At 54.6% G+C, this 23,758-nt stretch carries 26 protein-coding genes; 14 read left to right on the forward strand and 12 right to left on the reverse strand.

Features of this window, described 5'->3' with window-relative positions; genetic code table 11:
* Positions 1–70: 70 nt before the first annotated feature.
* Genes Q7J88_RS07120 through Q7J88_RS07145 form a run of 6 tightly spaced genes read right to left on the reverse strand, consistent with a single transcriptional unit; the run spans position 71 to position 7,112 of the window.
* On the reverse strand, positions 71–2,158 hold the full coding sequence (locus Q7J88_RS07120; RefSeq protein ID WP_303721475.1) for an ATP-binding cassette domain-containing protein: 2,088 nt from the start codon (positions 2,156–2,158) through the stop codon (positions 71–73).
* On the reverse strand, positions 2,158–2,922 hold the full coding sequence (locus Q7J88_RS07125; RefSeq protein ID WP_303721476.1) for an ABC transporter ATP-binding protein: 765 nt from the start codon (positions 2,920–2,922) through the stop codon (positions 2,158–2,160). Before Q7J88_RS07125 ends, Q7J88_RS07120 begins: the two co-directional genes overlap by 1 nt.
* On the reverse strand, positions 2,909–3,907 hold the full coding sequence (locus Q7J88_RS07130; protein ID WP_303721477.1) for a branched-chain amino acid ABC transporter permease: 999 nt from the start codon (positions 3,905–3,907) through the stop codon (positions 2,909–2,911). Before Q7J88_RS07130 ends, Q7J88_RS07125 begins: the two co-directional genes overlap by 14 nt.
* A gap of 7 nt (positions 3,908–3,914) precedes the next feature.
* On the reverse strand, positions 3,915–4,415 hold the full coding sequence (locus tag Q7J88_RS07135) for a 2-oxoacid:acceptor oxidoreductase family protein (protein WP_303721478.1): 501 nt from the start codon (positions 4,413–4,415) through the stop codon (positions 3,915–3,917).
* Positions 4,412–6,235: a thiamine pyrophosphate-dependent enzyme gene (locus tag Q7J88_RS07140; protein WP_303721479.1), complete on the reverse strand. Its 1,824-nt coding sequence runs from the start codon at positions 6,233–6,235 to the stop codon at positions 4,412–4,414. The genes Q7J88_RS07135 and Q7J88_RS07140 overlap by 4 nt, the downstream gene beginning before the upstream one ends.
* 10 nt (positions 6,236–6,245) lie before the next feature.
* On the reverse strand, positions 6,246–7,112 hold the full coding sequence (locus Q7J88_RS07145) for a branched-chain amino acid ABC transporter permease (RefSeq protein WP_303721480.1): 867 nt from the start codon (positions 7,110–7,112) through the stop codon (positions 6,246–6,248).
* A gap of 120 nt (positions 7,113–7,232) precedes the next feature.
* On the opposite strand from Q7J88_RS07145, the gene Q7J88_RS07150 reads away from it, so the two are divergent.
* From Q7J88_RS07150 to Q7J88_RS07170, 5 genes are all read left to right on the forward strand, one after another.
* Positions 7,233–7,973: a pseudouridine synthase gene (locus Q7J88_RS07150; protein WP_303721481.1), complete on the forward strand. Its 741-nt coding sequence runs from the start codon at positions 7,233–7,235 to the stop codon at positions 7,971–7,973.
* 445 nt (positions 7,974–8,418) lie between these two features.
* On the forward strand, positions 8,419–8,802 hold the full coding sequence (locus Q7J88_RS07155) for a sialidase family protein (protein ID WP_303721482.1): 384 nt from the start codon (positions 8,419–8,421) through the stop codon (positions 8,800–8,802).
* A 38-nt stretch (positions 8,803–8,840) separates the two neighbouring features.
* On the forward strand, positions 8,841–9,080 hold the full coding sequence (locus tag Q7J88_RS07160) for a hypothetical protein (protein WP_303721483.1): 240 nt from the start codon (positions 8,841–8,843) through the stop codon (positions 9,078–9,080).
* 104 nt (positions 9,081–9,184) lie between these two features.
* Positions 9,185–9,406 (forward strand): hypothetical protein, encoded by a 222-nt coding sequence (locus Q7J88_RS07165; protein ID WP_303721484.1) that lies wholly within the window; start codon positions 9,185–9,187, stop codon positions 9,404–9,406.
* Between the two features lie 12 nt (positions 9,407–9,418).
* Positions 9,419–10,078, forward strand: coding sequence for a sulfurtransferase (locus Q7J88_RS07170; protein WP_303721611.1), 660 nt, complete (start codon positions 9,419–9,421; stop codon positions 10,076–10,078).
* A 9-nt stretch (positions 10,079–10,087) separates the two neighbouring features.
* Here the strand turns inward: Q7J88_RS07170 and Q7J88_RS07175 are convergent, their stop codons facing one another.
* On the reverse strand, positions 10,088–10,969 hold the full coding sequence (locus Q7J88_RS07175) for a DMT family transporter (RefSeq protein ID WP_303721485.1): 882 nt from the start codon (positions 10,967–10,969) through the stop codon (positions 10,088–10,090).
* Complete coding sequence (locus Q7J88_RS07180; RefSeq protein WP_303721486.1) at positions 10,966–11,538, reverse strand: DNA-3-methyladenine glycosylase I; 573 nt, start codon at positions 11,536–11,538, stop codon at positions 10,966–10,968. Before Q7J88_RS07180 ends, Q7J88_RS07175 begins: the two co-directional genes overlap by 4 nt.
* Before the next feature lie 98 nt (positions 11,539–11,636).
* On the opposite strand from Q7J88_RS07180, the gene Q7J88_RS07185 reads away from it, so the two are divergent.
* On the forward strand, positions 11,637–12,401 hold the full coding sequence (locus Q7J88_RS07185) for a nucleoside phosphorylase (RefSeq protein ID WP_303721487.1): 765 nt from the start codon (positions 11,637–11,639) through the stop codon (positions 12,399–12,401).
* Between the two features lie 150 nt (positions 12,402–12,551).
* Positions 12,552–13,529 carry a GlxA family transcriptional regulator gene (locus Q7J88_RS07190; protein ID WP_303721488.1) on the forward strand — a complete coding sequence of 326 codons (978 nt, stop codon included), beginning with the start codon at positions 12,552–12,554 and terminating at the stop codon, positions 13,527–13,529.
* Here the strand turns inward: Q7J88_RS07190 and Q7J88_RS07195 are convergent.
* Complete coding sequence (locus tag Q7J88_RS07195) at positions 13,515–14,366, reverse strand: DMT family transporter (RefSeq protein WP_303721489.1); 852 nt, start codon at positions 14,364–14,366, stop codon at positions 13,515–13,517. The two genes, Q7J88_RS07190 and Q7J88_RS07195, sit on opposite strands and share 15 nt — an antisense overlap.
* Positions 14,367–14,506: 140 nt before the next feature.
* Between Q7J88_RS07195 and Q7J88_RS07200 the strand changes: the two genes are divergently transcribed.
* On the forward strand, positions 14,507–14,749 hold the full coding sequence (locus Q7J88_RS07200) for a hypothetical protein (protein ID WP_303721490.1): 243 nt from the start codon (positions 14,507–14,509) through the stop codon (positions 14,747–14,749).
* On the opposite strand, the gene Q7J88_RS07205 is transcribed toward Q7J88_RS07200, so the two are convergent.
* The gene (locus Q7J88_RS07205; protein WP_303721491.1) at positions 14,746–15,111 is read right to left on the reverse strand and encodes a PilZ domain-containing protein; all 366 of its coding nucleotides are present in this window, start codon (positions 15,109–15,111) and stop codon (positions 14,746–14,748) included. The two genes, Q7J88_RS07200 and Q7J88_RS07205, sit on opposite strands and share 4 nt — an antisense overlap.
* A 302-nt stretch (positions 15,112–15,413) precedes the next feature.
* Between Q7J88_RS07205 and Q7J88_RS07210 the strand changes: the two genes are divergently transcribed.
* Both Q7J88_RS07210 and Q7J88_RS07215 read left to right on the forward strand, forming a co-directional pair.
* Positions 15,414–16,109 (forward strand): hypothetical protein, encoded by a 696-nt coding sequence (locus Q7J88_RS07210; RefSeq protein WP_303721492.1) that lies wholly within the window; start codon positions 15,414–15,416, stop codon positions 16,107–16,109.
* Positions 16,110–16,184: 75 nt separating this feature from the next.
* Positions 16,185–18,269, forward strand: coding sequence for a carboxy terminal-processing peptidase (locus Q7J88_RS07215; protein ID WP_303721493.1), 2,085 nt, complete (start codon positions 16,185–16,187; stop codon positions 18,267–18,269).
* 45 nt (positions 18,270–18,314) lie between these two features.
* On the opposite strand, the gene Q7J88_RS07220 is transcribed toward Q7J88_RS07215, so the two are convergent.
* Both Q7J88_RS07220 and Q7J88_RS07225 read right to left on the reverse strand, forming a co-directional pair.
* Complete coding sequence (locus Q7J88_RS07220; RefSeq protein ID WP_303721494.1) at positions 18,315–19,244, reverse strand: putative 2-dehydropantoate 2-reductase; 930 nt, start codon at positions 19,242–19,244, stop codon at positions 18,315–18,317.
* Positions 19,244–20,116 carry a tol-pal system YbgF family protein gene (locus Q7J88_RS07225; RefSeq protein ID WP_303721495.1) on the reverse strand — a complete coding sequence of 291 codons (873 nt, stop codon included), beginning with the start codon at positions 20,114–20,116 and terminating at the stop codon, positions 19,244–19,246. Before Q7J88_RS07225 ends, Q7J88_RS07220 begins: the two co-directional genes overlap by 1 nt.
* Positions 20,117–20,298: 182 nt before the next feature.
* On the opposite strand from Q7J88_RS07225, the gene Q7J88_RS07230 reads away from it, so the two are divergent.
* From Q7J88_RS07230 to Q7J88_RS07245, 4 genes are all read left to right on the forward strand, one after another.
* The gene (locus Q7J88_RS07230) at positions 20,299–20,781 is read left to right on the forward strand and encodes a CarD family transcriptional regulator (RefSeq protein ID WP_303721612.1); all 483 of its coding nucleotides are present in this window, start codon (positions 20,299–20,301) and stop codon (positions 20,779–20,781) included.
* A 94-nt stretch (positions 20,782–20,875) separates the two neighbouring features.
* Entirely contained in the window at positions 20,876–21,589 is a 714-nt protein-coding gene (gene ispD, locus Q7J88_RS07235) for a 2-C-methyl-D-erythritol 4-phosphate cytidylyltransferase (RefSeq protein WP_303721496.1), read from the forward strand.
* Positions 21,589–22,065: a 2-C-methyl-D-erythritol 2,4-cyclodiphosphate synthase gene (gene ispF, locus Q7J88_RS07240; RefSeq protein ID WP_369681990.1), complete on the forward strand. Its 477-nt coding sequence runs from the start codon at positions 21,589–21,591 to the stop codon at positions 22,063–22,065. Before ispD ends, ispF begins: the two co-directional genes overlap by 1 nt.
* 29 nt (positions 22,066–22,094) lie before the next feature.
* Positions 22,095–23,756: a glutamine--tRNA ligase/YqeY domain fusion protein gene (locus Q7J88_RS07245; protein WP_369681991.1), complete on the forward strand. Its 1,662-nt coding sequence runs from the start codon at positions 22,095–22,097 to the stop codon at positions 23,754–23,756.
* The last annotated feature ends 2 nt before the right edge of the window (positions 23,757–23,758 follow it).

Consider the following 23,758-nt stretch of genomic DNA (forward strand, 5'->3'; position numbering starts at 1 on the left):
CCTTGAAAAGTAAAAGAATCCAGAAAACCTAAGAGAAGTCAACAGACTTTAAAAGTTTTATCTTTCCCGATCAGACAATTTCATCCTGAATCCGGTTGTCGAAAATCCGCTGACTCTTTTTCTCGGAGCGAGGCAGGCTGGCGTAATCGACCAGTTCGACCTCTACAGACACCAGCAGCTGTTTCTTGATTTGATATTTCACCTCGTGGATCAGTTCCGGGCTGCGCTTGGCATCGACCCCATCGGCCCGCTCCACCAGTAGGTGCATCTGGCCGCGTTCCGATTCGTCGCGAGTCAAGTGGATTTGGTACTCGGAACCGAGTCCCGGTATCGCCGACAGGATAGTGTCGATGCTGCTTGGGTAGATATTGACGCCGCGGAACTTGATGGTGTCGTCGGAGCGCCCCTTGATCCGGGAGTGGCGGGGCAAGGGGTTGCCGCAACTGCAGGTGCCGGGGATGATGCGGGTAATGTCGCGGGTGCGGTAGCGGATCAGCGGTGCGCCTTCTTTGCAGAGACTGGTGACGACCATTTCACCCCATTCCCCTTCCGGTACCGGTTGCAAGGTCTCCGGATCGAGGATTTCCAAGATGTAGTAATCCCCCCAGTAGTGGATGCAGTCATGATCGGAACATTCGATCCCGGTGCCTGGGCCGTATAGTTCGGTCAACCCGGTGATGTCGAACAGTTCGGCGCCGCCGAACAGCGCAGAGATTTTTTGCCGCATCGAACGACTGGAGCGTTCCGAGCCGTATATAATCTTGTTGACGGCGATCTTATCGACGATCCCCCGCTTGTGGATCTCCTCTGCCATCAACAATGCCATCGAGGCGGTGGAACAGAAAACGGTCGACTGGAAGTCGAGCAAAAACTGGATCTGCATGTCGATGTTGCCGGGACCGACCGGCACAGCCATGGCACCTATTTTCTCACAGCCAAGCTGGAATCCCATGCCAGCTGTCCAGACCCCGTAACCGACGGCAATCTGGATTCTGTCGAGCGGGGTTACGCCAGCCATCTGGTAGCAGCGGGCAAAGAAATCGGTCCAGTCGTCCAGATCCTTCTGGGTGTAGCAGAGGACTTTACGCTTGCCGGTGGTACCCGATGACGCATGCACCCGCACGATCTGCTCAAACGGCACGGCGCGCAGCGGGAACGGGTAGCCTTGGCGCAGGTCATCGGCGGTGGTGAACGGCAGCTTCAGCAGGTCATCGAGAGACAGAATCATCTCGGGGGTGATGTCTGCCGCATCAAACCGTTCCCGGTATTCGCTCGAACCTTCGTAGGCGTGGCGGACGGTCCATTGCAACCCTTTGAGCTGATGAGCTTTGAGTTCTGCCTCAGAGGTAAAGTCGGGCATAAATTTCTGTTGACGCATATCAGGTTTCTCCAAACGGATATTGGTCAGGCCGGCAGCTCCGAGTCGACTTGCAGCCGGGTTTTCCTGGCTGGCGGCACCGAGAAAGGCGGAGCGCAGAATCGGGTCGTTCAGCAACTCTTCGCTTTTACCCTGCTCGACAATCTTGCCGTTGGCTAGCAGATAGGCTCGGTCAGAGCCGGACAGTGCGCGGGCAGCGTTCTGCTCTACCAGCAGGATGGTGGTGCCGGCGCGGTTCAGTTGCCGAATGATAGCAAATATTTCGTCGGTGATTAGGGGGGCGATGCCGAGACTCGGTTCGTCGAGCAGCAGCAGATGAGGTTTGGCCATCAGCGCGCGGCCGATTGCCATCATCTGCTGCTCGCCGCCGGAAAGGGTGCCGGCCAGCTGCTGGTGGCGCTCCTTGAGCTTCGGGAAGCGGGAAAAAACCTCTTCGATCCGGCTGGCTTCCTCTGCTTTCGAAAGTTTCAGCGGAATGGCGCCAAGTTGCAGGTTCTCCCGTACTGACAGTTCGGGGAACACTTCCCTCCCTTCCGGGGAGAGGGCCAGCCCCAGACGCACCATTTTGGCCGGACTGCTGCCGGTAACCGGCTGGCCGTCGAGCAGGATCTCGCCACCGGTTGGTTTGACCAGTCCCATCAGGCACTTGAGCAGTGTGCTTTTGCCCGCGCCGTTGGCCCCGACCAGCGCCACCGTTTCGCCGGCCGCAACTTCGAGATCGACGCCGAACAGGGCCTGGGCTGGGCCGTAGTGGGCGGATAAGCTGCTGATTTTCAGCATCAGGCCATTGCCTCCATCCGTCCCAGGTAGGCTTCCAATACCAACGGATTTTTCCGCACCTCATCCGGCGTGCCAGTGGCGATACACTTGCCGCTGTCGAGCACCACCACCTGGTCAGCGATTTCCATCACCAGATCCATATCGTGCTCGACCAGCAACATGGTGTGTCCAGTGCTGCGCAGCAGCTTTAGCTGGTCGCCAACTTCGGCGGTTTCCTCAGCGTTAAGGCCGGCGACCGGCTCGTCGAGCAGCAGCAGTTCCGATCTGCCGACGGTAGCGCGCGCCAGTTCCACCCGTTTTTTGTCGCCATAAGCCAGCGACCCGGCCTGCCAGGCGGCTTTATCGGCGAGGCCGAAGCGGTCGAGGGCTTCCATGGCGCGTAGTTTTAGTTGCCGCTCGCGGTGACGCAGGTAGGGCAGGCGCAGCATCGCCATCAGCATTGATCTGCCCCCTACGCAGGTCAGTCCGGTCAGGACATTGTCGAGAACCGTCAATCGTGGAAACAGCTTAAGGTTCTGGAAGGTGCGGGCGATGCCGAGCCGGGCGATCTGATGGGCGGGCAAAGCAGTGATCTCCTGCTGCAGAAAACGCACCGCGCCGCTACTCGGTTGCAGCACCCCGGTGGTACAGTTGATCAGGGTGCTCTTTCCTGCACCGTTCGGTCCGATTAGGGCTGTGACCAGCCCCTGCGGCACTTCGAAACTGACGTTGCTCAAGGCCGGAAGACCGCCGAAATTTTTGCCGACCTGATCAAGCCTGAGCATTTTTCTGCCTCCGAAGCGTCATTCTGGTTTTGAAAATATCGAGCAGGCCACTGACCAGCCCCTGTGGCAGGAATATCAGCACCAACACCAGAATCCCACCGTGAACGAAGTCTTTATAGGTCTCGAACAGGTCCATCCACTCCGGAAGCAGGGTGATCAGACCGGCACCGAACAGCGAGCCCCAGATCGAGCCCATGCCACCGATTACCACCATGATGACAAAATCGGTTGCGACGAAAATATTGAACGAATCGGGGCTGATAAAGCTGTAGGTGTGGGCGAACAGGCTGCCGGCCAGCGAAGCGAGGATCGCCGAGAGGATGAACACCTTTACTTTGGCGTTGCGGGTATTGACGCCCAGCGCCGCTGCCGCCGTTTCGTCGCCGGCCAGCGCTGCCAGTCCCCGGCCGACTCCACTGCGCACCAAGTTGAGGCAGAGCAACAGCGAAAGCAGAGCAAAAGCCCAGAGCAGGTAGTGCAGGCGTATTTCATCAAAAAAGACTAAATCGCCTATTTCCAGCGATGGTATACCGTAAAAGCCACTCGGCCCGCCGGTGACATCATCCCACTGCAACAGGATGGTGTGAAAAACAAAGTTCAATCCCAAGGTCGCCATCGCCAGATAGTGGCCAGAGAGGCGTAAGATAGGGACGCCGATAACCAGTGCAACCAGCGCGACGATCAAGGCTACCAGCATCATCGCTAGCCAGGGGTTGAGTTCGAAATTTACTGTGGCGATCGCAGAACCATACGCGCCAAGGCCGAAGAAGGCCGCGTGACCGAGGGATATCTGCCCAGCATAGCCGATAAACAGGTTGAGTCCCAGCACGACGATAGCGTTTATGGCGATCAGGTTGGTGATACCGAGGGTATAGGGGTTGTTCTCGACCAGTGGAAACAGCAGCAGCGCCAGCGACAGGGCAGTAACCCATAGGCCGGTGCGGTGCAGGGTAATAAAGTAGAATATTTTCTGTTTTCTGGTCATCTATTATTTACCCGTTCAGCCCCTGCTTAAAGGCTTCCAGGTTCTGTTCGACGAACTTCTGTGGTGCCAACTGTCTTATCGCCTTTTCACACTCCTCTGATGTACAGAACAGTGCTTGCCGCTTCACCGCAAATCCGAGCAGCACCAGATTGGAGAGAACCGGATTTCCGATCAAGCGGGCAATGCCGGCGGCATCAATCCGTTCACCTTCGCCGGTTTGTTCAGCGCTGATAAATAGTTTTCCATTCTCTTTCAGCAACCCTTTGTGCACCGGCAGGTTGGCATCCCACAGTAACAGACCGATATCAGCCTGTCCGGCGCGGATCAAAGGGCTGGCGAAGTTACCTATTTTAATCGTTGAGAGAACTGTTCCTCCCCGCTGGGCCATACCGTGGGTCTCCGAGGTCAGCACGGGGATGCCGCGGTTTACTGCCACCTGAGCAATGACCCGGGTGAGAAACAGCACGCCCTGACCACCTATTCCGCTGACGATGATCTGCTGTTTCATCCGTTTTTCTCCTTGATTATGGCATCGACCGGGCAGACTGGGATGCAGGTGCCGCAGCCGATACAGCGGTCCTGATCGATCAGCGCAACCTTGTTCTGTTCGTCGAAGATCAGTGCTGGACATTCGAAGGCATTGGTGCACTTGCGGCAGCCGATGCACTTGTCATTGATCTGGATCAGCGTCGCCTCTTGGGATTTACGCACGCTTGGGTCCATAATGCAGCCGTGGCGTGAAATCAACACTGCAACGCCCCCTTCCGGGCTGCGGATATAGTCGTCTGCCTGCTGCAATAACTTTTCGAACTGCTCGTTGTCGTACGGATCGCAGGTTTCGAGGAACTCGACCCCACTCGCCTTGACCAGCTGTTCTATGGCGATCGACTTGGTCGGTTTGCCGCCAGCAGCGATGCCCATGTGCGGCACCGGCTGACCGCCGGTCATGGCAGTGGTGGCGTTGTCGAGGATCACCACAATGATGCGGGCCTGCTGCACCACGGCGTTCACCAGCGCCGGAATGCCGGCGTGGAAGAAGGTCGAGTCGCCGATGGTGACAACAACGGTCGGGAAGTCACCATCTTGGGCGTATGCTTGGTAAAAGCCTGCCCCTTGGCTAATGCAGGCTCCCATGCAGTGGACGGTGTTGACTGCGCCGAGGTTCATCCCCAAAGTGTAGCAGCCGATATCGGACGGGAAGATCCCTTGCGGGAAGCACTTCTTGATGCTGTAGAAAGCGGCACGATGCGGACAGCCGGGGCAGAGCGAAGGACGTTGCCCGCGCCGCTCATCTGGCAGTGCCACAGGTTGGTCAAGGTTGAGAAAATCAGCCAGCACCTGGTGGAGGATATCAGGCAGCAATTCCCCTTCCCGCGGGACATGGCCGGTCTGCTTGCCGACCGCGCCTGGATGAGCCAGCTGCAGCTCAATCACCGGGTAGGTCTCTTCCAGCACCAGCACCCGGTCGTAATCGCGTTTGAGTGTTTCGCTGAAGGAGGGATTCAAGGGGTAGGGCATCAGCACCTGGTAAAGGTCAATTTTTCCGGTTAGTCCCAATTCGTCGAGCAGGTCGACCAGATTGCTGAAGACGATGCCGGAAGCGACCAGCGCGGTGCGGGGCTGGCTGTTATCGCTGGGGGTCAGCCGCGGTTGCCAGTCCGGTTCCTGAGCGATCTTTTCCAGGTTTGCGTTCAGTTTGCGGTGCAGCGCAGGCAGAAACGCCGGGGTTGCGGCCCAGCGGGTTGGGTCGCGCTGAAAATCAGCGCTACGGCCCAGCTTGAGCGGCTCCCCCAAGGTGACGTTCTGCCGCGAGTGGCAGATTCGGGTGGTCGGGCGCAGCACGATGTTCAGTTCATATTTTTCCGACAATTCGAAAGCGGCCGGGATCAAGACCTTTGCTTCCGCGGGGCTGGCCGGATCGATGACCGGTACCCGCCCCTGCAGGCAGAACAGGCGAGTATCCTGCTCATTCTGGGAGCTGTGCGGTCCCGGATCGTCAGCGACGATGGTCAGCATGCCGCCTTTAACGCCGATATAAGCGGTGCGCATGAACGGGTCGGCGGCGACGTTGAGGCCAACCTGCTTCATTACTGCGACCGAACGCTTACCGCTGTAACTACCAGCCAACGCAACTTCAAAGGCAATCTTCTCGTTGATCGACCACTCGACATGCAATGGTTCGATGGCCCGGTCCCGAGAATCGATAACCGTCTGCAGGATCTCGGTCGACGGGGTGCCGGGGTATGCCGCGGCGATCTGGCAGCCGGCTTCAATCAGTCCTTGGCCGACCGCTTCGTTCCCCATCAATAGTTTGACTTTTTCACTCATTCTCCAACCCTTATTTTCCTAACAACCCCTTCGGGCGAACAAACAGCACCAGCAACAGAACAACAAAGGCGACCACGTCCTTATAGGCGCTTGAGAGATAACCGGCGGAAAGCGATTCGAGCAAGCCCAGCCCGACGCCGCCAAGAATCGCGCCAGGGAAGGAGCCAAAGCCGCCGAGGATGGCTGCGGCAAAACCTTTTAAGCCGAGCAGCACGCCGACGTCGTAATTGAGGGTAGTGATCGGGGTGACCAGCACCCCGGCCAAACCACCTAGCGCTCCGGCAATGGCGTAACTGGTCAATCGAACCCGCCCGGCCGGGATGCCGACTACAGCCGCTGCGGTCGGATTACTGGCGACGGCGCGCATCGATAGGCCAAGCGGGGTGCGGTAAAAGAACCAGGTAAGCAGGCCGATGGCGACAATGGTCAGCAGCAAAATCCACAAGGCTTGCGGCAGAACCGTGGCTCCGAACAGACTGATTGGCTCATCCGGGGTCAACGGCGGCAGCGCCATCCGGTTTTTTCCCCAGATCAGCTTGATGATGCCGCGCAGGATGATCGACAGGCCCACGGTGAGAAAAATCAGCACTAGGTGATTGTCGGAGCGGGCCGGGCGCAGGCCGAACCGTTCCACTAGCATGGCGACAACCCCCACTCCGGCGACGGCGAGCAGCAGCCCCGGCATCATCGGCAGGCCGAGGGTGAACAGGGCCGTGAACATCAACATGCCGCCTAAGGAGACGAAATCGACCTGAACAAAGTTGACGATTCCCATGGTGTTGTTGACCACGCAGAAGCCGAGGGCGATCAGGGCGTAGATGGCGCCACTGGTTAAGCCGGCAAAGCTAAATTGAAGAAAGTCGGTCAGGTTAAACAAAATTGGCTCCTGCGTTTGACGAAATGAAACTTTGACAGGGTAGGGCAGAGGCCCTTGCAGGTCAAGAGAGCAGGTGTTATTAAAAGAGGGTTTGAATGTTTTTGCAGAGAGAAAAAGGTGATGTCGGAACAGCTGGAGATTCTCTATCAGGATAAACTGCTGGTGGCGGTCAATAAGCCCTCTGGGTTGCTGGTGCATCGGACCAACATCGATCGCCATGAAACTCGCTTTGCGTTGCAGATCTTGCGGCGCCAGCTGAAACAGAAGATCTACCCCGTTCACCGGCTGGATAAGCCGACTTCCGGGGTGTTGCTCTTCGCATTAACCCCGGAAACCGCGCGGCAAATGAACGATCAATTCCGGCATCGCCTAGTCGAGAAGAGTTACCTGGCTGTGGTGCGCGGTTGGACCGATGAAATTGGAGAGATCGATTACCCCTTGGTAGACGGGCCGATTAAAGCGGCCTACGCCGAGCAATTGAATTCAAACAAGCCGCGACCGGCGGTGACTCGCTACACGACTCTGCAAAAGGTCGAATTGCCGATCGCCACCGGGCGCTATACGAGCAGCCGTTATGCTCTGCTCGAAGCCCGACCGAAAACTGGACGGCGGCATCAGTTGCGGCGCCATTTCAAACATATCTTCCACCCGCTTATAGGTGACACGACCTATGGCGACAGTCAGCATAACAGGATGTTTCGTCAACAGTTCAGTTGCAACCGGTTGCTTCTGCACGCCTGGAAACAAGGCTTTGAACATCCGCAAACGGGGCGGCAGGTTGCATTGGTTGCCCCACTTTCCCCCGAATTCCGGCAATTGCTCGATCGGCTTGGGATCACTCTTGAATTAGGGAAAAACTGATGCAAACAGAGGCGGTGAACGTTCTGGAAAAACATATCCTCAAAGATGTCCCCAGCCGGTTTTGAGGCTGGCCGACGGTTGCCTGCACTTCGAAGGGAGAGCTGCTGGTGCTCTTTTCCGGTGACCGCAAATATCATGTCGGTCCTTTCGGGAAAACCCTGCTGGTGTGCAGCAGGGATTTGGGGCGGGTTGGGCGGAGCCTCAGGTTACCAATGATTCCCCACATGATGATCGGGTTGCGGGGCCATCATTTGTCCTGATGGAAGTTGGGTTGTCAGCTTGTTCACCTCCAGTATATTCGCCGATTGGCAGGAGGCGACAAAATATTATGGCGAAACGGAGGGTGCCCGCTGGAAGCCATATCTAGAGCAGACAACTACTTAAATTCGCCGTCAGTATCTTGTCAATTTCACCCTGATTTCTCGGGATCGGGGCAAAACATGGAGTGGCTTGCGCCCTGCTCCGGGGACTGCTCCCTACGGACCTGTTATCGGTAGAAGGGGAGTTGCTGCTTCTCGGCAATTGCAGCGGGGAAGGACGGATTAACATCGCCTGTTATGCCTCGACGGATCAGGGGGAGACCTGTCAGGAGCGCGGGGTTTTGTCAGTTGCAAATGCCCATAAGGGAATTTATCTTTGCGAACCGCATCTGGTGCAGTTACCAAATGGTCGCCTGTTGGGACAGATGCGGGTCAATGGGAGGGACGTAGAGAATCGTCAGTTGATGCAGAGTATCAGCGCCGATGGCGGGCGCACTTGGAGTTCGGTTGTTTCGACCGGCATCTGGGGGGTCCGCACCTGTTGCAACATTCTTCGGGAGTGTGGCTAAGCAGCTACGGACATTGACGCGAGCCGTTCGGTCAGCGGGTGGCGCTGACCTACGGTAGCGGGCAGAGCTGGAAAACTATTTTGACGCTTGATACGGTTGGCTATCAGGATCAGAAGGAAGCTGAAGATGTATGTGAAATCTACTATCAGATTCCCGATCTCGGCTATCCGGCGACAGTTGAACTGGCTGATGGGGCTCTCCATAGCGTCTGGTATAAATCCCGTCCCGATGGCAGCGATAGTATGATTTGCGGTTATCGCTGGAAACTGTCGCCCTGAAAAAAACCGATTGCTGAGAATGCTTTTATTGAAAAAATCCATTTGTCAGGCTCTCAAAAATCGCTAAAAATTCTCTGTAAATTATGTTTTCCAGGGGCGATCTATTGTTACAGTTCTTCCGTACCTATTTTCAATATTTTCAAAGTAAACCGACTGCAACAGTTACTATGTTCGGTCGTCGCTTGTTGGCGGGAGCGGCTCTGTTGCTGCTGTTTTTGCTGCCACAGGGCAGCATGGCCGCATTAGTGGATCTGCTTTCTGTCCAGCAGCTGAGTCAGATGTCCGGTGACCTGATCATCATTGATGCCCGACCGATCGAAGCATAGCGAAAAGGGCATATCTTTGGGGCTTTGTCGCTCGATTGGCAGCAATACACGAAAACGGACGAACAGGGTATCGCCTATCGTAAACTGCCCAATCGAGAGATCGCGCAGCTGCTCGGTCGGCTGGGAATCCATGAGAACAGCCCGGTGTTGATCTATGGGGATGCCGACAGCAGCTGGGGCGGGGAAGGCTGGGTCTGCTGGTTGCTTCGGACGATAGGACATGTTGGAGAGATCTATCTGCTCGACGGAGGAATACAGGCGTGGCGCAGCCAGCACGGGGAACTGACAGGCGAGGAGCCGACGAGTCGGCCGCCGGTTGACTATACGGTTCGCGAACACCCGGAATTCAACATCGAAACTGCCGAACTGGTGAAGCAAAAAGATCTTCAGCTGGTAGATACCCGGTTTTTTTTCGAATGGCTGGCTGGAGCGATCCCAGGGGCTGTTCGGATCAGTTGGAGCGATTTTTACCGGGGGGAAGAGCGGCGGCCGATCGATCGGCAACAGCTGGTTGCTTTGCTTCGGGAACATGGCGTCGATCCACAAAAGCCAATTGTCTACTACTGTTCCGGTGGCATCCGTTCCGCTTATGTCTGGACCGTGCATGAATTGGCGGGGCTCCCGTCGGCAAAAAATTATGAAGGTGGGAAGGAAGCGTGGGGTCGCCGGTGAACCTGGAAATTAAGTCTTTTTCGCCTCGGCATTGGCCAAATAAGAACCGCTGATTACCAGAAACCCACCTGTGAGCAGGGCCATAGTGAGCGGCTCCCCCAGAATCAGTGTGGCAAGCAGGACGGCGTTGACCGGGACAAAGTTGATAAAGACTGCAGCCCGCGCCGGACCGATTGCCTTAATCCCCTGAAAATACCAGATAAAACCGATCACGGTGCCGAACATTCCAAGGTAGAACAGCGAGATGTGGGCAGTGAGCGGGTAGCTGACAACTGCAGCCAGATTCCCCTGCGACAACGCTAAGAAGAAAAGCAAAATCGTTCCGGCAAGCGAGGAATAACAGACGGAAACCAGTGGGGAGAGGCCTCGCATAGCGGTTTTGCCAATCACCGTATAGATGGTCCAGGAAATGACGCAGCCAAAGATCAGCAGCTCTCCGCGGCCGATGCCGGAATCGAACATGCTTAGCGGATAACCCTGGGTAATGACGATGATTGCGCCGGAAACCGACAGCAGGATGCCGAGAATTCGACTTTTCGGCAGCGGTTCTCGGTGGATCAGCGCTGCAGCGAGAGTGATGAAGACTGGGTTGAGGGCGATGATCAATGAGGCCCGACTGGCTTTAATCAGTGTCAGGCCGTTGAAGAAGCACAGGTTGTAAGACAGGATTCCGCTGGCGCCGAGAGAGATGATCACCAGCAGTTGCTGGAACGAAATGCGTGGCAAAGATTCCCGCTTGATTGTGATCGCCAGCAGGAACAGTGACGCAATGAAAAAACGGTAGAACGCCGCCGAAACAGGGTCGACTTCGCCGGACAGGCTGCGTCCGGCGACGAAGGTGCCGCCCCAGAAAAAGGCGACTAGGTAAAGCTTGAGGTATGTGCCGATCACAGCAGCTCTGCTTGGCGGAAACAGTCGACAGTGTGGTCGTTGACCAGCCCGGTTGCCTGCATGTGGGCGTAGATGATTGTGGAGCCGACAAATTTAAAGCCGCGCTGTTTCAGGTCTTTACTCAAGGCATCTGATTCCTTTGAGGTGGCCGGGATCTCTTTTGCATTACGTGGCGCGTTGACGATCGGTTTGCCCTCGACAAAACGCCAGATGTAAGCACAGAAACTGCCGAACTCTTCCTGAACTTGCAAGAATTGACGGGCGTTGCTGACTGCGGCGTTCAGCTTCAAACGGTTGCGGATCAGGCCCTGATTTTTCAGCATTTGTGCAAGTTCTTTCTCCCCGAATTTGGCAACAATCTGCGGATCGAACCCGGTGAATGCCCGCCGGTAGTTCTCCCGTTTTCGCAGCACCGTGTACCAGGATAGGCCCGCCTGCGCCGACTCGAGAAGCAGGAATTCAAACTGGGTCCGATCGTCGTAGACCGGCACTCCCCATTCTTCATCGTGGTAGCAGATGTAGTCCGGTTTTTTCAAATCGACCCAGGGGCAGCGGCAGAGTGTATTCATCAAGGTATCCTTTTTATGATCAGTGATTCGTCGGAGAATAGCAGTTTAACTGATAGAATAACTGAAAATCATTGTCGATGTGGAAGTAGGAGGAGTTTATGGATAAGGAGCGACTTTATCATATCGGTTTCGGGACCGAAGATCTGGACGGTTGTGTTGAAGGAGCGCTGCTGTGCGGAGATCCGCAGCGAGCCAGAAGGATCGCCCAGGAAACCGAGGGGTTGGAGTGCTTGCGGGTTTTGTCGGAGAATCGTGGCCTGAACAGCTACCTGTGCGCGAAGGAAGATGGCTCGAGCTTGGTCATTTCGACTTCGGGAATGGGGGCACCGTCGCTCTCGATCGTGGTCAATGAGCTGGTCCAGATTGGTTTGCGCAAAATTATCCGGGTCGGCACCTGTGGAGGCATCGCGGAGCGGGTCAAGGTCGGCAGTTTGGTGATTTCGCAGGCAGCTCTTTGTCGTCAGGGGGCGGCCAACGACATTGCGCCACGCGATTATCCGGCTGCCGCTGATTCCTTTTTGACGGTTGCGCTCGCCGAAGCGGCAGGTCGTCTGGGGTTCGATTATCACCTCGGGTTGACCGCCAGCGTCGATACCTTTTACGAAGGACAGGAGCGGGGCGATTCCGCCAACCCACACCTGCTGCGTGAATTTCAAGGGATCACCGAGGAGTATCGACGGTTGAATATTCTCAATTATGAAATGGAGTCGGGAACCTTGTTCAAGATGGGGCTGGTGTACCGATTTGCTGCTGGTTGTGTTTGTGCGGTTCTGTCCGAGCGGGGGAATAGCGAAAAGGTTGTGGTTGAGCTGAAACAGCAGGCTGAGGAGGCCGCCGCCCAGGTAGCTCTGGCGGTGTTATAGCGAGCGGGAAGCTTGTCGCTAGTGATATTTTTAATGCTGAAAAAGACGAATTTTAGAGCAGCTAATTTCTTCTGCCGGTTTTAATTTACCGGTTGAGCAATGCCAAATTTGTGTCTATAATCGCACTAATTTAGCCAAAAGGGTGTGATTTTGCTCAAAATTGCCATGATTGCCTACGATAATTGCTTGCTCTCCGGAATTGCCAGTCAGCTCGATCTGTTTACGATTGCCAACTGGGAAAAACGTCGCCAGCAGCCACAACTGAAAGAGCCGTTCTGTCGACACGAAATAGTTACAGCCGGTGGCCTCCCGGTAACCAGCTTTAACCGGATGCCGGTGATGCCGAAACGGGCGTTAAAAGAGTGTCAGGATGCCGACCTGATCTTGGTGCCAGGGATGATGGGGCGGCCGGATCAACTGCTGCAGCAGGAAGAGTTGCTCGATTGGCTGCGACAGCAATCGCGGCGTGATGCGGTCATTGCCAGCGCTTGCTCAGGGGCTTTTCTACTGGCGGAAGCCGGGCTGCTGGATGGCTGTCCGGCAACCACTCATTGGCAGTTGGCAGAGCGCTTCAAGCAGCGTTACCCGAAGGTCGATCTGCAAATCGATCGTTTGCTGGTCGATGGCGAGCACTACCTCTGTGCCGGGGGAACCAGCGCACATCAGGATCTGGCCCTCTATTTGATTGAAAAGTTCGGTTCCGCACAACTGGCGAAGGCCTGTGCTCGGATGATGTTGATCGACTATAGCCGCCGTGAACAGGCACCCTTCATTAACTTTCGCGGCCGTAAAAATCATGGTGACGAGCCGGTCCTTAAGGTGCAGCAGTGGCTCGATAAAAATTACCGCGGCAAGGTAGTGGTCAAGGAGTTGGCCCGATATTCCGGATTGAACGAGCGAACCTTCCTGCGGCGATTCCGCAAAGCCACCGGCGAGACCCCACTCGAATATGTGCAGCGGATGCGGATTGAACAGGCCAAGCGTCTGTTGGCCGGCAGCGAGTGGTTGCTGGAAGAGATCACCAAAACAGTCGGCTATGAAGATGTCAGTTCGTTCCGCCGCTTGTTTAAACAGATTGTCGGGGTTTCGCCGACCGTTTACCGGCAGCGTTTTTCAACTCTTAGATAGCGACACCCGCTCTGTGCGCATGCTCAGCAGGGTATGACAGATCAGGGCTCCCAGAATCAGCAGACCGGCAATCAGGGTTTGTGTATGCGGAACCTCATGCAGAACCAACCAGACCCAGATCGGGCCGAGGACCGTTTCAACCAGCAGGATCAGGCTGACTTCCGGAGCTGACAGGTAGCGCGGCCCTAGGGTGATCATGGCGAAGGAAACCGGCAGCAATAGGCCACCGAGCAGCAGCAGGTAGCCGGTGTCTGTGGCAGTGAGTTGCAGCAGATTACCGTCGCTGAAGAACAGGGCGATTGGGACCACCGCTAAATTTCCAAGGACGTTGGCCGGAATCATATTGATGCCTCTGCCGCAGCGCAGAATGACGATATTGGTCGCCCACATGCAGGTAGCTCCAAAGGCGAGGAGATCCCCCAGCAGTAAGCCGCTTGTCAAGCTGCCGGAAAAAATCAGGAGTATTCCGCAGAAACAGATACTAATGGCTGCCCAGGTGTGGCGGGCAATTTTTTCCCGCAGGAAAAGATAGCTGAGCAGGCTGCTGATTACCGGCGTGGCTGCCAGGATGATCAAGGTATTGGCGGCGGCGGTCTGCTTGAGCGAGTTTACGAACATGATTGAACCGAAGAGGATGGTTGCTGATGAATAGAGCCCGGCACGGCCGATCTTGGGAAAACTTTTCCAGAGCTGATTTCGGTAGCGTAGAAAGAGCAGAATCGTGGTGGTTACAGAGGTCAGCAAGCAGCGCCAGAACAGCAAAACCCAGATATCGCATTTGATAAGGCGTACCAGTAGTGAATCGGGGCTGAGAATCAGCACCGCAGTGAACATCATTAGCAAGCCTTTGAGATGTTCCGAACGCTCCATGGCGGCGATTGATGACACACAGGGGCAGGAAAAGCAAGGTCATTTCTAGATAGATTTATCATGCAAAAAATGGGGAAACGATGGCGATAGGTGGCAGTCCGAAAAAGATGGCACAGGATATCGCCCGTGGTTACATGAGTTTATCTCCACCAATGTTGCACAAATATTCTCCAGCAGATCTAAAGGTGATTTTGGCCAATCTGGGGATTGTTCAGCGCGAAGTGAGGCAGCTTCCAGTTCCACTTGACGATGTTGTTTTACTCAAAGCGAAGAACATGAAGTTGTCACGCCTGAACCAGGCCGAGATAGTTTTGAGAAACTACTGCAAAAAGAAAAGAATTCCTGTTTAATCGCTTCTTTTCAACCAGTGAAAGAATTCTTGGTCTACTTGGTCGCCGTCTCCGAAGTTCAGTTCCAGTAGACGGCGTAAATGACCCATGGTTACGACATCCTCGGAAACGAAAATAAACCCGTAGAACTGGCCACGCTGATGAATCAGTTCGCCGACAAACTCCAACGTCAGATCTGATGAGGGTAGAACAATGGTCAGTTGGCACTGATCATTGATTTTCAGTGGCAGGTCTTGCTCGGTTTTGAAGAGCGCGCCCTGGAGAGCCAGATCAACAAGATCGCATTTATAGGGGGCGTCGGCAATATTGAGTTCCGCTTCCGTATGGAAAGGGATGCGGCGATAATTTCTTTGTTCATTCATGGTATCTGTCTCCTTCGACAGGCGGTTGCATGTTGCGCTCTAGGCTGTCGTTCGGCGAAGTCCAAGCTCTTTATATGATTGCTGTTTACGGAAAATTCAGGCTACCAAATGGCTAGTAACAGTTTAGCAGGATTTCTGCCAATTGCTGGAATGCACAGACCCGGGTGCGGAATTCCCCCTTGCAGCAGGAAGCACGCAGGAGTACATTTGCCTTAAGGATTTTAAATATTACTTCTGGAAAAACAATGTTTCTGGGAAAAATTATAATTATTGCAATAGCTTGTGCAAGTTTATCGGGGTGTTTGAAACCCCCAAGACAGGCGGCAATCGATTTTGAAGTACCGGAAACCGGTGTTTATGGGCAGGTTACTGGAGCGGTCACCGAAAGCTCCTGGGTCTATGCCTATCAAAGCGAGGAGCGAGGGTTTCGTGGCCCTGCCGATTTTGCCGTTCGAGTCGAAAACGACGGACATTATATTCTTGATCTGTTGCCGGGCCGTTGGTTTTTGCTGGCCCGTTCAAGGCAGCAGGGTCCGTTGAGCGGACGGCCGCAGGCGGGCGACGCTTGGGCGATCTTCCCCGATAATCCACTGGTTTTGCAGTCCGAACAGGCGAAACGGATCGATTTCAATTTACGGCAGACCGCCCCGAGGCCGTTGTTGAGGAGTATGAATCAGGGCGAAACTGGTTTTGCCGGCAGGGTGCTAGGTCCAGACCGTCTCCCGGCTGCAGGTGCGTTTGCTCTAGCCTACCGGGATCGTAATTTCCGCAGGATGCCCGATTTCAGTTCAGCTGCGGCAGACGCTGATGGGCGCTTTTTGTTATTTGTCGATGGGCCGGGTCGCTATTGTCTACTCGCGCGGCAGGGAATCCGTGGTCAGCCGCGTCAGGGGGAGCTTTACGGGCAACTGGGCGAGGAAGAGGCTGCCTGCCGAGAAGTTGAAAAAGGACAGTTGCTGGAGATTGGGGAGTTTCATTTGCAGCCCTACATGCGTTAAACTGTGAACTTGTAGGTCAAACGACGACAAGACCTTTGGTCGTTTAAACATCATCCCGAAATATTGGGGAGCTTTATGCGTATAGCGAAAAACATATTAATTACGATTTTGCTGCTGATCTTGTTGCTTCCGGTTGTCGGCGGGGCAATGGACAATGCGGATTTCGACACGAACCGGGCTCGTCTGCTTGGGCATATGATTCAGCAACAGTTGAGTCGAAACCATTACAGCCAGAAGCCGACCGACGACAATTTGTCGCATGCTGCCTTCGATCTCTACCTGAAGCAGCTTGATTTTCAGAAGCGCTTCCTGTTGCTTGAAGACGTTGCACAGCTCAAGGCCTATCAGGATCAAATCGATGATTCGATCCGCCGCGGCCGCCTCGACCTGCCGAAAACCGGCCGTAATCTGCTGAATCAGCGGATTGAGCAGGTGCAGAAGATCAGCGAGGAGCTGTTGGCGGGGAAATTCGATTACCAGCGGGAAGAAACCTTCGAAACCGATCCGGAAAAGCTCACCTTCCTGGCCGACACGAAGCAGTTGCGTGAGCGATGGCGGAAAATTCTTAAATTTCAAATTTTGAGCCGGTACATCAGCCTGCGGGAAGATGAGGTCGGCGTAGATGATGATGGCGCACTGTTGCCGGTGAGTAAAGAGAAAGAGGAGGAGCTGCTGGGTTTGGCGCAGGAGAAAGTCGGCAAAGCTCATCGCAATCTGCTCTCCCGGATGGTGGAAGAGTCTGAGCAGGATCACTACGACCGCTACCTGAATGCTATCGCGCGGGCTTTCGATCCACATACCAGTTATATGCCACCGACTTCGAAGGAGGATTTCGATATTCAGATGAGTGGTTCTCTGGAGGGGATCGGCGCTACCTTGCGGGAAGATGATGGTTACATCAAGGTAGTGAAAATTATTCCTGGAAGTGCTGCTTACAAGCAGGGGAAGCTGGCCGCTGACGACATTATCCTCAAGGTTGCCGAAGGTGCTGATGAGCCGGTCGATATCACCGATACGCGGATTCGGGATGCGGTTTCTTTGATTCGTGGCAAAAAGGGAACCGAGGTTCGCCTGACGGTGAAGAAGCCGGATGGCCGACGCTTGGTGATCCCGATCATTCGTGATGTGGTCGAGATTGAAGAGACTTTCGTCAAAGGAACCGCCATTGAGGATAAGCAGAGCGGTCAGAACTTCGGGTATGTGAAGATCCCTTCCTTTTATCGCGATTACAGCGGCAAGACCAATCGCAATGTCACCGATGACCTGCGCAACGAGTTGAAAACCCTGAAGGAAAAAAAGGTTTCTGGGCTGATTCTCGATCTGCGCAACAATGGCGGCGGCTCTTTGGCCGATGCTGTTAGCGTAACGGGGCTTTTTATCGATACCGGCCCAGTTGTTCAGGTGCGTAGCGGGAATGGCAGGGTTCGGGTGATGCGGGACGACGATCGGGGACTAGAATACAACGGTCCGATGATTGTGCTGGTCAATCGCTTCAGCGCATCTGCTTCGGAAATTCTCGCCGGAGCCCTTCAGGATTACGGGCGTGCTTTGATAGTCGGTGACGAGCATACCCACGGCAAAGGCACCGTTCAGGCGCTCCTCGATCTTGATCGCTACGTAAATTTGAGTGGCATGGAAAAGTACATCCCGCTTGGCGCTGTCAAGGTGACAATCCAGAAGTTCTACCGGATCAGCGGTGAATCGACCCAGGAAAAAGGGGTTACCCCTGATGTCATCCTGCCGTCGCGCCTCGATGGCCTGGAAAGTGGTGAAAAATACCTCGACTATGCGTTGCCCTGGGATCACATCGATTCGGCCGAGTATCAGCGTTGGAAGGATTCGCCGAAAAATATCGAAAAGTTACGTCAGCTCAGCAAGGAACGGGTCGCCAAAGATAAGGATTTTAGTGAGATTATTACCGAGGCGAAAGAAGCCAGCCTGCGCCGAGAGCAGACGAAACAGTCACTGTTGCTGAGCCAGATGCTGAAAGACCGTGAGCAGCTGAGAGGTGCGAACGACATAATGGCACCGCATGGAGCGATGACTTCCAGCGATGACAAAGACAAGGAACCACCATCCTTGCAGGAAGAGATCGCTGAAGATCCCTATGTGGATGAAGGCAAGGTTCTGTTGCTGAACTTGCTTGCCAATCACAGCTAAAAGCATACACCGAATGGGAGGCGATAGTGGATCGCCTCCCATTTTTTATTCTTTTTCCTCCCCCAAGCGCAACAAGCTGTAGAGCATCTCAACCAGTGGCATTTCTGCTCCAAACTCCTTGGCTTGTTGTAGCGGAATGCCATAAATCGCCTCCAGCTCCAACGACCGACGTTCTTCCCGGTCGATCATCATGCTCGGCTTGTAGTGGTCCATTTGGTCGGTTAGATAGAGCATCCGTTCGATGAAGGCCGGTCCATCGATTTTTTCCCTCAACGGCTGGGCGTTCCCTCCAGCGACCACTTCTTTCATCAATTGTTCAGCAAGGCAGCGCCCTTCAGGGCGGGCGAGCAGCTCGCTGGTGTCCTGCTGAAGCAAAGCACAGAGGCCGTTGAAGGGGATATTCCAAATCAGCTTTTCCCAGCGAGCCCGGCGCAGGTCGGCGACCGCTTCACAGGGCACCCCGGCTTCACTAAAGATCTCCTCTAGCTGCTTGCTGCGCTCGCTCAAACCGCCGCCGAATTCTCCGAGGCGGATTTTCCCTTCGCCCAGATGGTGGACGTGCCCCGGCTCACCCCGGTTGCTGCAAAGGAATGCGACCCCTCCAAGAATCCGCTCGGTTCCGAACTCTGCGGCCAGCAGTTCTTCATTGCCGAGGCCGTTCTGCAGGGTCAGGATGCAGCTTTGTTTGTCAATAAGCGGACGAACCAGCCTAATTAGCTGTTGATTGGCAAAGGTTTTAAGGCCAACGATCACCAAGTCGACAGGGCCGATTTCTTCCGGGGAGGCAAATCCGGCAACTTTTGGTAGATGAAAATCACCGTTGACTGAATGGACCTGCAGACCGTTCTGTCGGATCGCTTCAAGATCGCGGCGCAGAAGATAGCGCACCTGTTGGCCGCTACGCTGTAGCATGGCGCCGTAGTAGAGGCCGAGTGCACCGGCGCCGATAATCCCTATCCTCATCTTTGCAACCATCAGAAATGAAACCTCGCTTGCAGCCAGGGGGTATTCCCTGAAAAACCGAGGGAGAGTCCACCACGTTTTTGCAGCAGCTGTTTGAATTGCTCTTCCCGGGCGCGGTTGATTTTGTGGGCGTTGTTCATGGCGTTATAAATATTGCCTCCGTACCAGCCGATTTCAAACAACGAAAGAATTCCGGCAACCGCATAATTATCGTTGTTCCAAGCTTCGATAGAGCCATAGATGAAGGCCGCGTTTAACGCAAAAGCGACCCCTGCCTGTTTGGGGCGCTCGGTATAAAGCTGTCCGGTTCCTGGCAGTATGGCCGACAGAGTTCCCGCCACGGGTGGCGATTTACGCGGCAGGGAGCGGAAATCTTCGATAACGGCCTCCAGTTTTTCTGCTTCCGGGGATGGTAGCTCGGCAAAGGCCTTTTCGGCTTCCGGCAACCGGTTCTCTTCCAGATAGCTTCGGCCGATATTGTAGTTGCAGCCGGCGGCTGTTGCGGGAAAAAGCTTTTTCAGAGATTGGTAGCGCTTGCGTGCTGTGGGGTAGTCCCCGCGCTCGAAGGCTGCACGGGCGTAAAGCTCCCTTGCCAGTTTCGCTTCTGGGGAGGCTGGATTATTCCGCCAGACCTTTTCCAGTGCTTCGTCGGCTTTAAGCCAACGCTCTCCGGCCAGCAATGATTTGGCAATGGCCAACTGCGCTTTCGGTACACGGTTGTCCTTTGGATAGTAATGCAAAAAGCGCTTATATTCGGTGATTGCCCGGTAATGGTCTTTTTCCGCCGCAAGGCTTTCGGCAAAACTGAACAGGTCCGTTTCGGCTGCAAAAAGAGGTTGCGGAATCCAAAAAAGCAACAGTAGAAGAAACAAGGTAGCTGGCATAGAACGATAAACCTCGGCGATCGTCTGATGGGAGTTCGGTAATCGCGGATACTAACATAAGGGAAAATTTTCCTTCCATTAAAAAGCTTTTTCTTTTTTTGGATCAGCAACTTATCTTCCCTAATGGTTTGACGTCTGGGGGGAGGTTGTGGTATCTTTATAGCTTCGAGTAAAGGAACGATATTTGGTTTAAAATTGGAGATATGGCAGTCTATCCGACTCAGGGAGTCGGTATTATTGAGGATATCGAGTCACGTGAGTTTTCCGGGCATAAGCAAAATTTTTATGTTTTGCGGATTGTTGACAGTGACATGCGGATTATGGTGCCGACCGGTAATGTTAGTAACGTGGGGATGCGGCGCCTGATCGATCAAAAGCATATAACCAATGTTTTTGATACGTTAGCTGAACCGAACGACAGTGGGAAAATTGCTTCATGGAGTCGTCGGCAGCGTGAATATAATGACAAGCTGAAAACCGGTGACCTGTTGGAAGTCGCAGAGGTATTGCGTGAGCTGTATCAGATCAGTTCCGAAAAGGAACTTTCTTACGGTGAGAAGAAGGTTCTCGAGCAGGCCCGCAAGCTGTTGGTTACCGAGGTGGCCCTGGCTGAAGGGGAAAAAGAAGACAAAGTAGTCAAGCGCTTGGAGAAAATCTTTCACTGAGCGTCTCTGACAGGTCAGAATAGTAGACCAGGTACTTCAGGTGCCTGGTCTTTTCTGTTTTTGGGCTGCTCCACGAGAGGTTGCGTAAGGCAAAATGAAAGCGACAGTATTGATTCCTGCTGCTGGAATGGGCCGTCGAATGGAGGCTCGTGTCAACAAGCAATATCTCTATCTGGCGGGTAAGCCGATTCTGGCACATACCTTGGAACGGTTTGAGCAACATCCGCAGATTGAACATATCTATCCGATCCTGCCCGCTGATGAAATAGATTATTGCCGGGAACAGATCATCGAGAAGTACGCTTTTCAGAAAGTTCGCGCATTGGTGGCGGGTGGGGCAGAGCGGCAGGATTCGGTGCGTAACGGCCTGTTGGCATTGCAACGAGACGGCCTCGACCAGCCGCAGCGGATCATCTTAGTACATGACGGTGCTCGGCCGTTGTTCAGTACTGATTTATTGCCTGAACTGATTGCAACCATTGCCACGCAGGGGGCCTGCATTGTCGCTACTCCGGTCAAAGACACCATCAAGGAGGTGGACGGTGGGCTGATCAGCTGCACACCGGATCGTAAGCGGCTCTGGCAAGCACAGACTCCACAAGGCTTTAGCTATCAGTTGTTCGCCGAAGCTTTTTATAGCGCAGACGCGGCCGGGTTTCTCGGCACCGACGATGCTTCGCTCGTAGAACGCCTTGGCCGGCCGGTGGCAGTTTTGGCAGGCGATTATCGCAATATCAAAGTAACCACCCCGGAAGATTTGGTTATTGCTGCAGCTTTACTTGACAGTACGCAGGAGGAGTCGGCATGATGCGCATCGGCCATGGCTACGATGTTCACCAACTTGTCAGCGATCGGGATCTGATCCTCGGCGGGGTGAAGATCGATTATCATTACGGTTTGCTCGGCCACTCTGATGCCGACGTGCTGCTGCACGCGATCTGCGATGCGATTCTTGGAGCGCTCGGGCTTGGCGATATCGGCAAGCATTTCCCCGATACCGATCCGGCTTTCAAGGGAATTGACAGCCGCAAGTTGCTGCGTTCGGTGATCAGCAAAGTGGAAATGGCTGGCTATCGGGTCGGCAATCTTGACAGCACCATCATCTGTCAGCGGCCGAAACTGGCCGGATACGTCCCGCAGATGGTGGCGCAGATTGCAGAGGATTGCCAAATTGAAATCGAGCGGATCAACGTCAAGGCGACCACCACCGAAAAGTTGGGTTTCGCCGGTCGAGGTGAAGGAATAGCGGCTGATGCGGTGGTGCTGCTGGTTAAGATCGACTGAAAAGTCATATCAAAATAAAAGGGCAAATGATGAGCACAACTGAAACTGCAAGCAGCTCGAATTTTATCAAAACTATCATCGACGAGGACCTGGCTACCGGCAAACGTGATCAGGTGGTCACCCGTTTCCCGCCGGAACCGAACGGCTACCTACATATCGGCCACGCCAAAAGCATCTGTCTCAACTTCGGCCTTGCGATGGAATACAATGGCAAGTGCAATCTACGTTTCGATGACACCAACCCGGTCAAGGAAGAGGACGAGTATGTCGAGGCGATTCAAGAGGATGTCGCCTGGCTCGGTTTCGACTGGGGAAAGGAGTCGTTGTTCGCTTCCAGCTACTTTGACCAGCTCTACGAGTGGGCGATTAAGCTGATCAAAAAGGGCAAGGCCTACGTCGACAGCCAGTCGGCTGAGGAAATGCGCCTCAATCGTGGCACTTTGACTGAACCGGGCAAGAACAGCCCCTATCGTGAGCGGAACGTCGAGGAGAACCTGGAGCTGTTCGAAAAGATGAAGAACGGCGAATTTCCAGATGGATCACACATCCTGAGAGCGAAAATCGACATGGCATCGCCGAATATGAACCTGCGCGACCCTGCCATGTACCGCATTCTGCATGCCAGACATCATCGCACCGGTGACAAGTGGTGTATCTATCCGATGTACGATTTCGCTCATGGCCAGGAAGATTCGATCGAGGGGGTGACCCATTCAATCTGTACTCTGGAATTTGAGGATCATCGACCGCTCTACGATTGGTTCATCAAGGAGCTGGAGATCTTCGCGCCACAGCAGATCGAGTTCGCGCGCTTGAACCTGAGCTATACGGTGATGAGCAAGCGCAAGTTGTTGCAACTGGTCAACGAGAAGTATGTCGAGGGGTGGGACGATCCCCGGATGCCGACCGTCTCCGGGATGCGCCGGCGTGGTTACCCGGCCGCAGCTATCCGCAGCTTCTGCGACCGGATCGGTGTTGGCCGTGGCGCCAACTGGATCGACTTATCGGTGCTGGAGGATTGCGTGCGTGAAGATCTCAACGAAACCGCTTTCCGCCGTCAGGCTGTGCTTGATCCGCTTAAAGTGACCATCACCAACTACGACCAGATCGAAATACTCGACGCGCCGAATCATCCGCAACAACCGGATGCCGGATCGCGGGAATTGCCGATGAGCAACGACCTGTGGATAGACCGGGATGACTTCATGGAGAACCCGCCGTCGCCGAAGAAGTACTTCCGCCTCGGGCCCGATCGTGAGGTGCGGCTGCGCAACTCCTATATCATTAAGTGTGACGAGTATATAAAAGATGACAACGGCGAAGTTGTCGAGCTGAAATGCTCCGCAGACCTCAACACCCTCGGCAAAAACCCGGAAGGGCGCAAGGTCAAAGGGATCATCCACTGGGTTTCCGCTCCGCACGCAGTCAAGGTTCCGGTGCGTGTTTACGACCGGCTGTTCAACCAGGAGAACCCGGATAAGGCGGAGAACTATTTGTCGGCACTTAACCCGGAGTCTCTGCAGGAAACCTTTGCCCTGGCCGAGCCGAGCCTGCACAAAGCAAAACCGGGTGAGACCTTCCAGTTCGAGCGGGTCGGTTATTTTACCGTCGATTCAAAGGATTCAAAGGATGGAGCGCCCGTGTTTAATAGAACCGTCACTTTGCGCGATACCTGGGCCAAAGTGAAGTAATG

The sequence above is a fragment of the Malonomonas rubra genome, from assembly GCF_003247215.1.
GTDB lineage: Bacteria > Desulfobacterota > Desulfuromonadia > Desulfuromonadales > Geopsychrobacteraceae > Malonomonas > Malonomonas rubra_A.

What these genes read in the sequence shown, in the direction of transcription:
- ispD (WP_303721496.1), top strand. Translation starts at nt 20,876, where the DNA reads ATGAAAGCGACAGTATTGATTCCTGCTGCTGGAATGGGCCGTCGAATG.
- Q7J88_RS07120 (WP_303721475.1), bottom strand. Translation starts at nt 2,158, where the DNA reads ATGCTGAAAATCAGCAGCTTATCCGCCCACTACGGCCCAGCCCAGGCC.
- Q7J88_RS07130 (WP_303721477.1), bottom strand. Translation starts at nt 3,907, where the DNA reads ATGACCAGAAAACAGAAAATATTCTACTTTATTACCCTGCACCGCACC.
- Q7J88_RS07180 (WP_303721486.1), bottom strand. Translation starts at nt 11,538, where the DNA reads ATGAATACACTCTGCCGCTGCCCCTGGGTCGATTTGAAAAAACCGGAC.
- Q7J88_RS07195 (WP_303721489.1), bottom strand. Translation starts at nt 14,366, where the DNA reads ATGATGTTCACTGCGGTGCTGATTCTCAGCCCCGATTCACTACTGGTA.
- Q7J88_RS07245 (WP_369681991.1), top strand. Translation starts at nt 22,095, where the DNA reads ATGAGCACAACTGAAACTGCAAGCAGCTCGAATTTTATCAAAACTATC.
- Q7J88_RS07200 (WP_303721490.1), top strand. Translation starts at nt 14,507, where the DNA reads ATGGCACAGGATATCGCCCGTGGTTACATGAGTTTATCTCCACCAATG.
- Q7J88_RS07150 (WP_303721481.1), top strand. Translation starts at nt 7,233, where the DNA reads ATGTCGGAACAGCTGGAGATTCTCTATCAGGATAAACTGCTGGTGGCG.
- Q7J88_RS07225 (WP_303721495.1), bottom strand. Translation starts at nt 20,116, where the DNA reads ATGCCAGCTACCTTGTTTCTTCTACTGTTGCTTTTTTGGATTCCGCAA.
- Q7J88_RS07220 (WP_303721494.1), bottom strand. Translation starts at nt 19,244, where the DNA reads ATGGTTGCAAAGATGAGGATAGGGATTATCGGCGCCGGTGCACTCGGC.
- Q7J88_RS07185 (WP_303721487.1), top strand. Translation starts at nt 11,637, where the DNA reads ATGGATAAGGAGCGACTTTATCATATCGGTTTCGGGACCGAAGATCTG.
- Q7J88_RS07125 (WP_303721476.1), bottom strand. Translation starts at nt 2,922, where the DNA reads ATGCTCAGGCTTGATCAGGTCGGCAAAAATTTCGGCGGTCTTCCGGCC.
- Q7J88_RS07140 (WP_303721479.1), bottom strand. Translation starts at nt 6,235, where the DNA reads ATGAGTGAAAAAGTCAAACTATTGATGGGGAACGAAGCGGTCGGCCAA.
- Q7J88_RS07215 (WP_303721493.1), top strand. Translation starts at nt 16,185, where the DNA reads ATGCGTATAGCGAAAAACATATTAATTACGATTTTGCTGCTGATCTTG.
- Q7J88_RS07135 (WP_303721478.1), bottom strand. Translation starts at nt 4,415, where the DNA reads ATGAAACAGCAGATCATCGTCAGCGGAATAGGTGGTCAGGGCGTGCTG.
- ispF (WP_369681990.1), top strand. Translation starts at nt 21,589, where the DNA reads ATGCGCATCGGCCATGGCTACGATGTTCACCAACTTGTCAGCGATCGG.
- Q7J88_RS07205 (WP_303721491.1), bottom strand. Translation starts at nt 15,111, where the DNA reads ATGAATGAACAAAGAAATTATCGCCGCATCCCTTTCCATACGGAAGCG.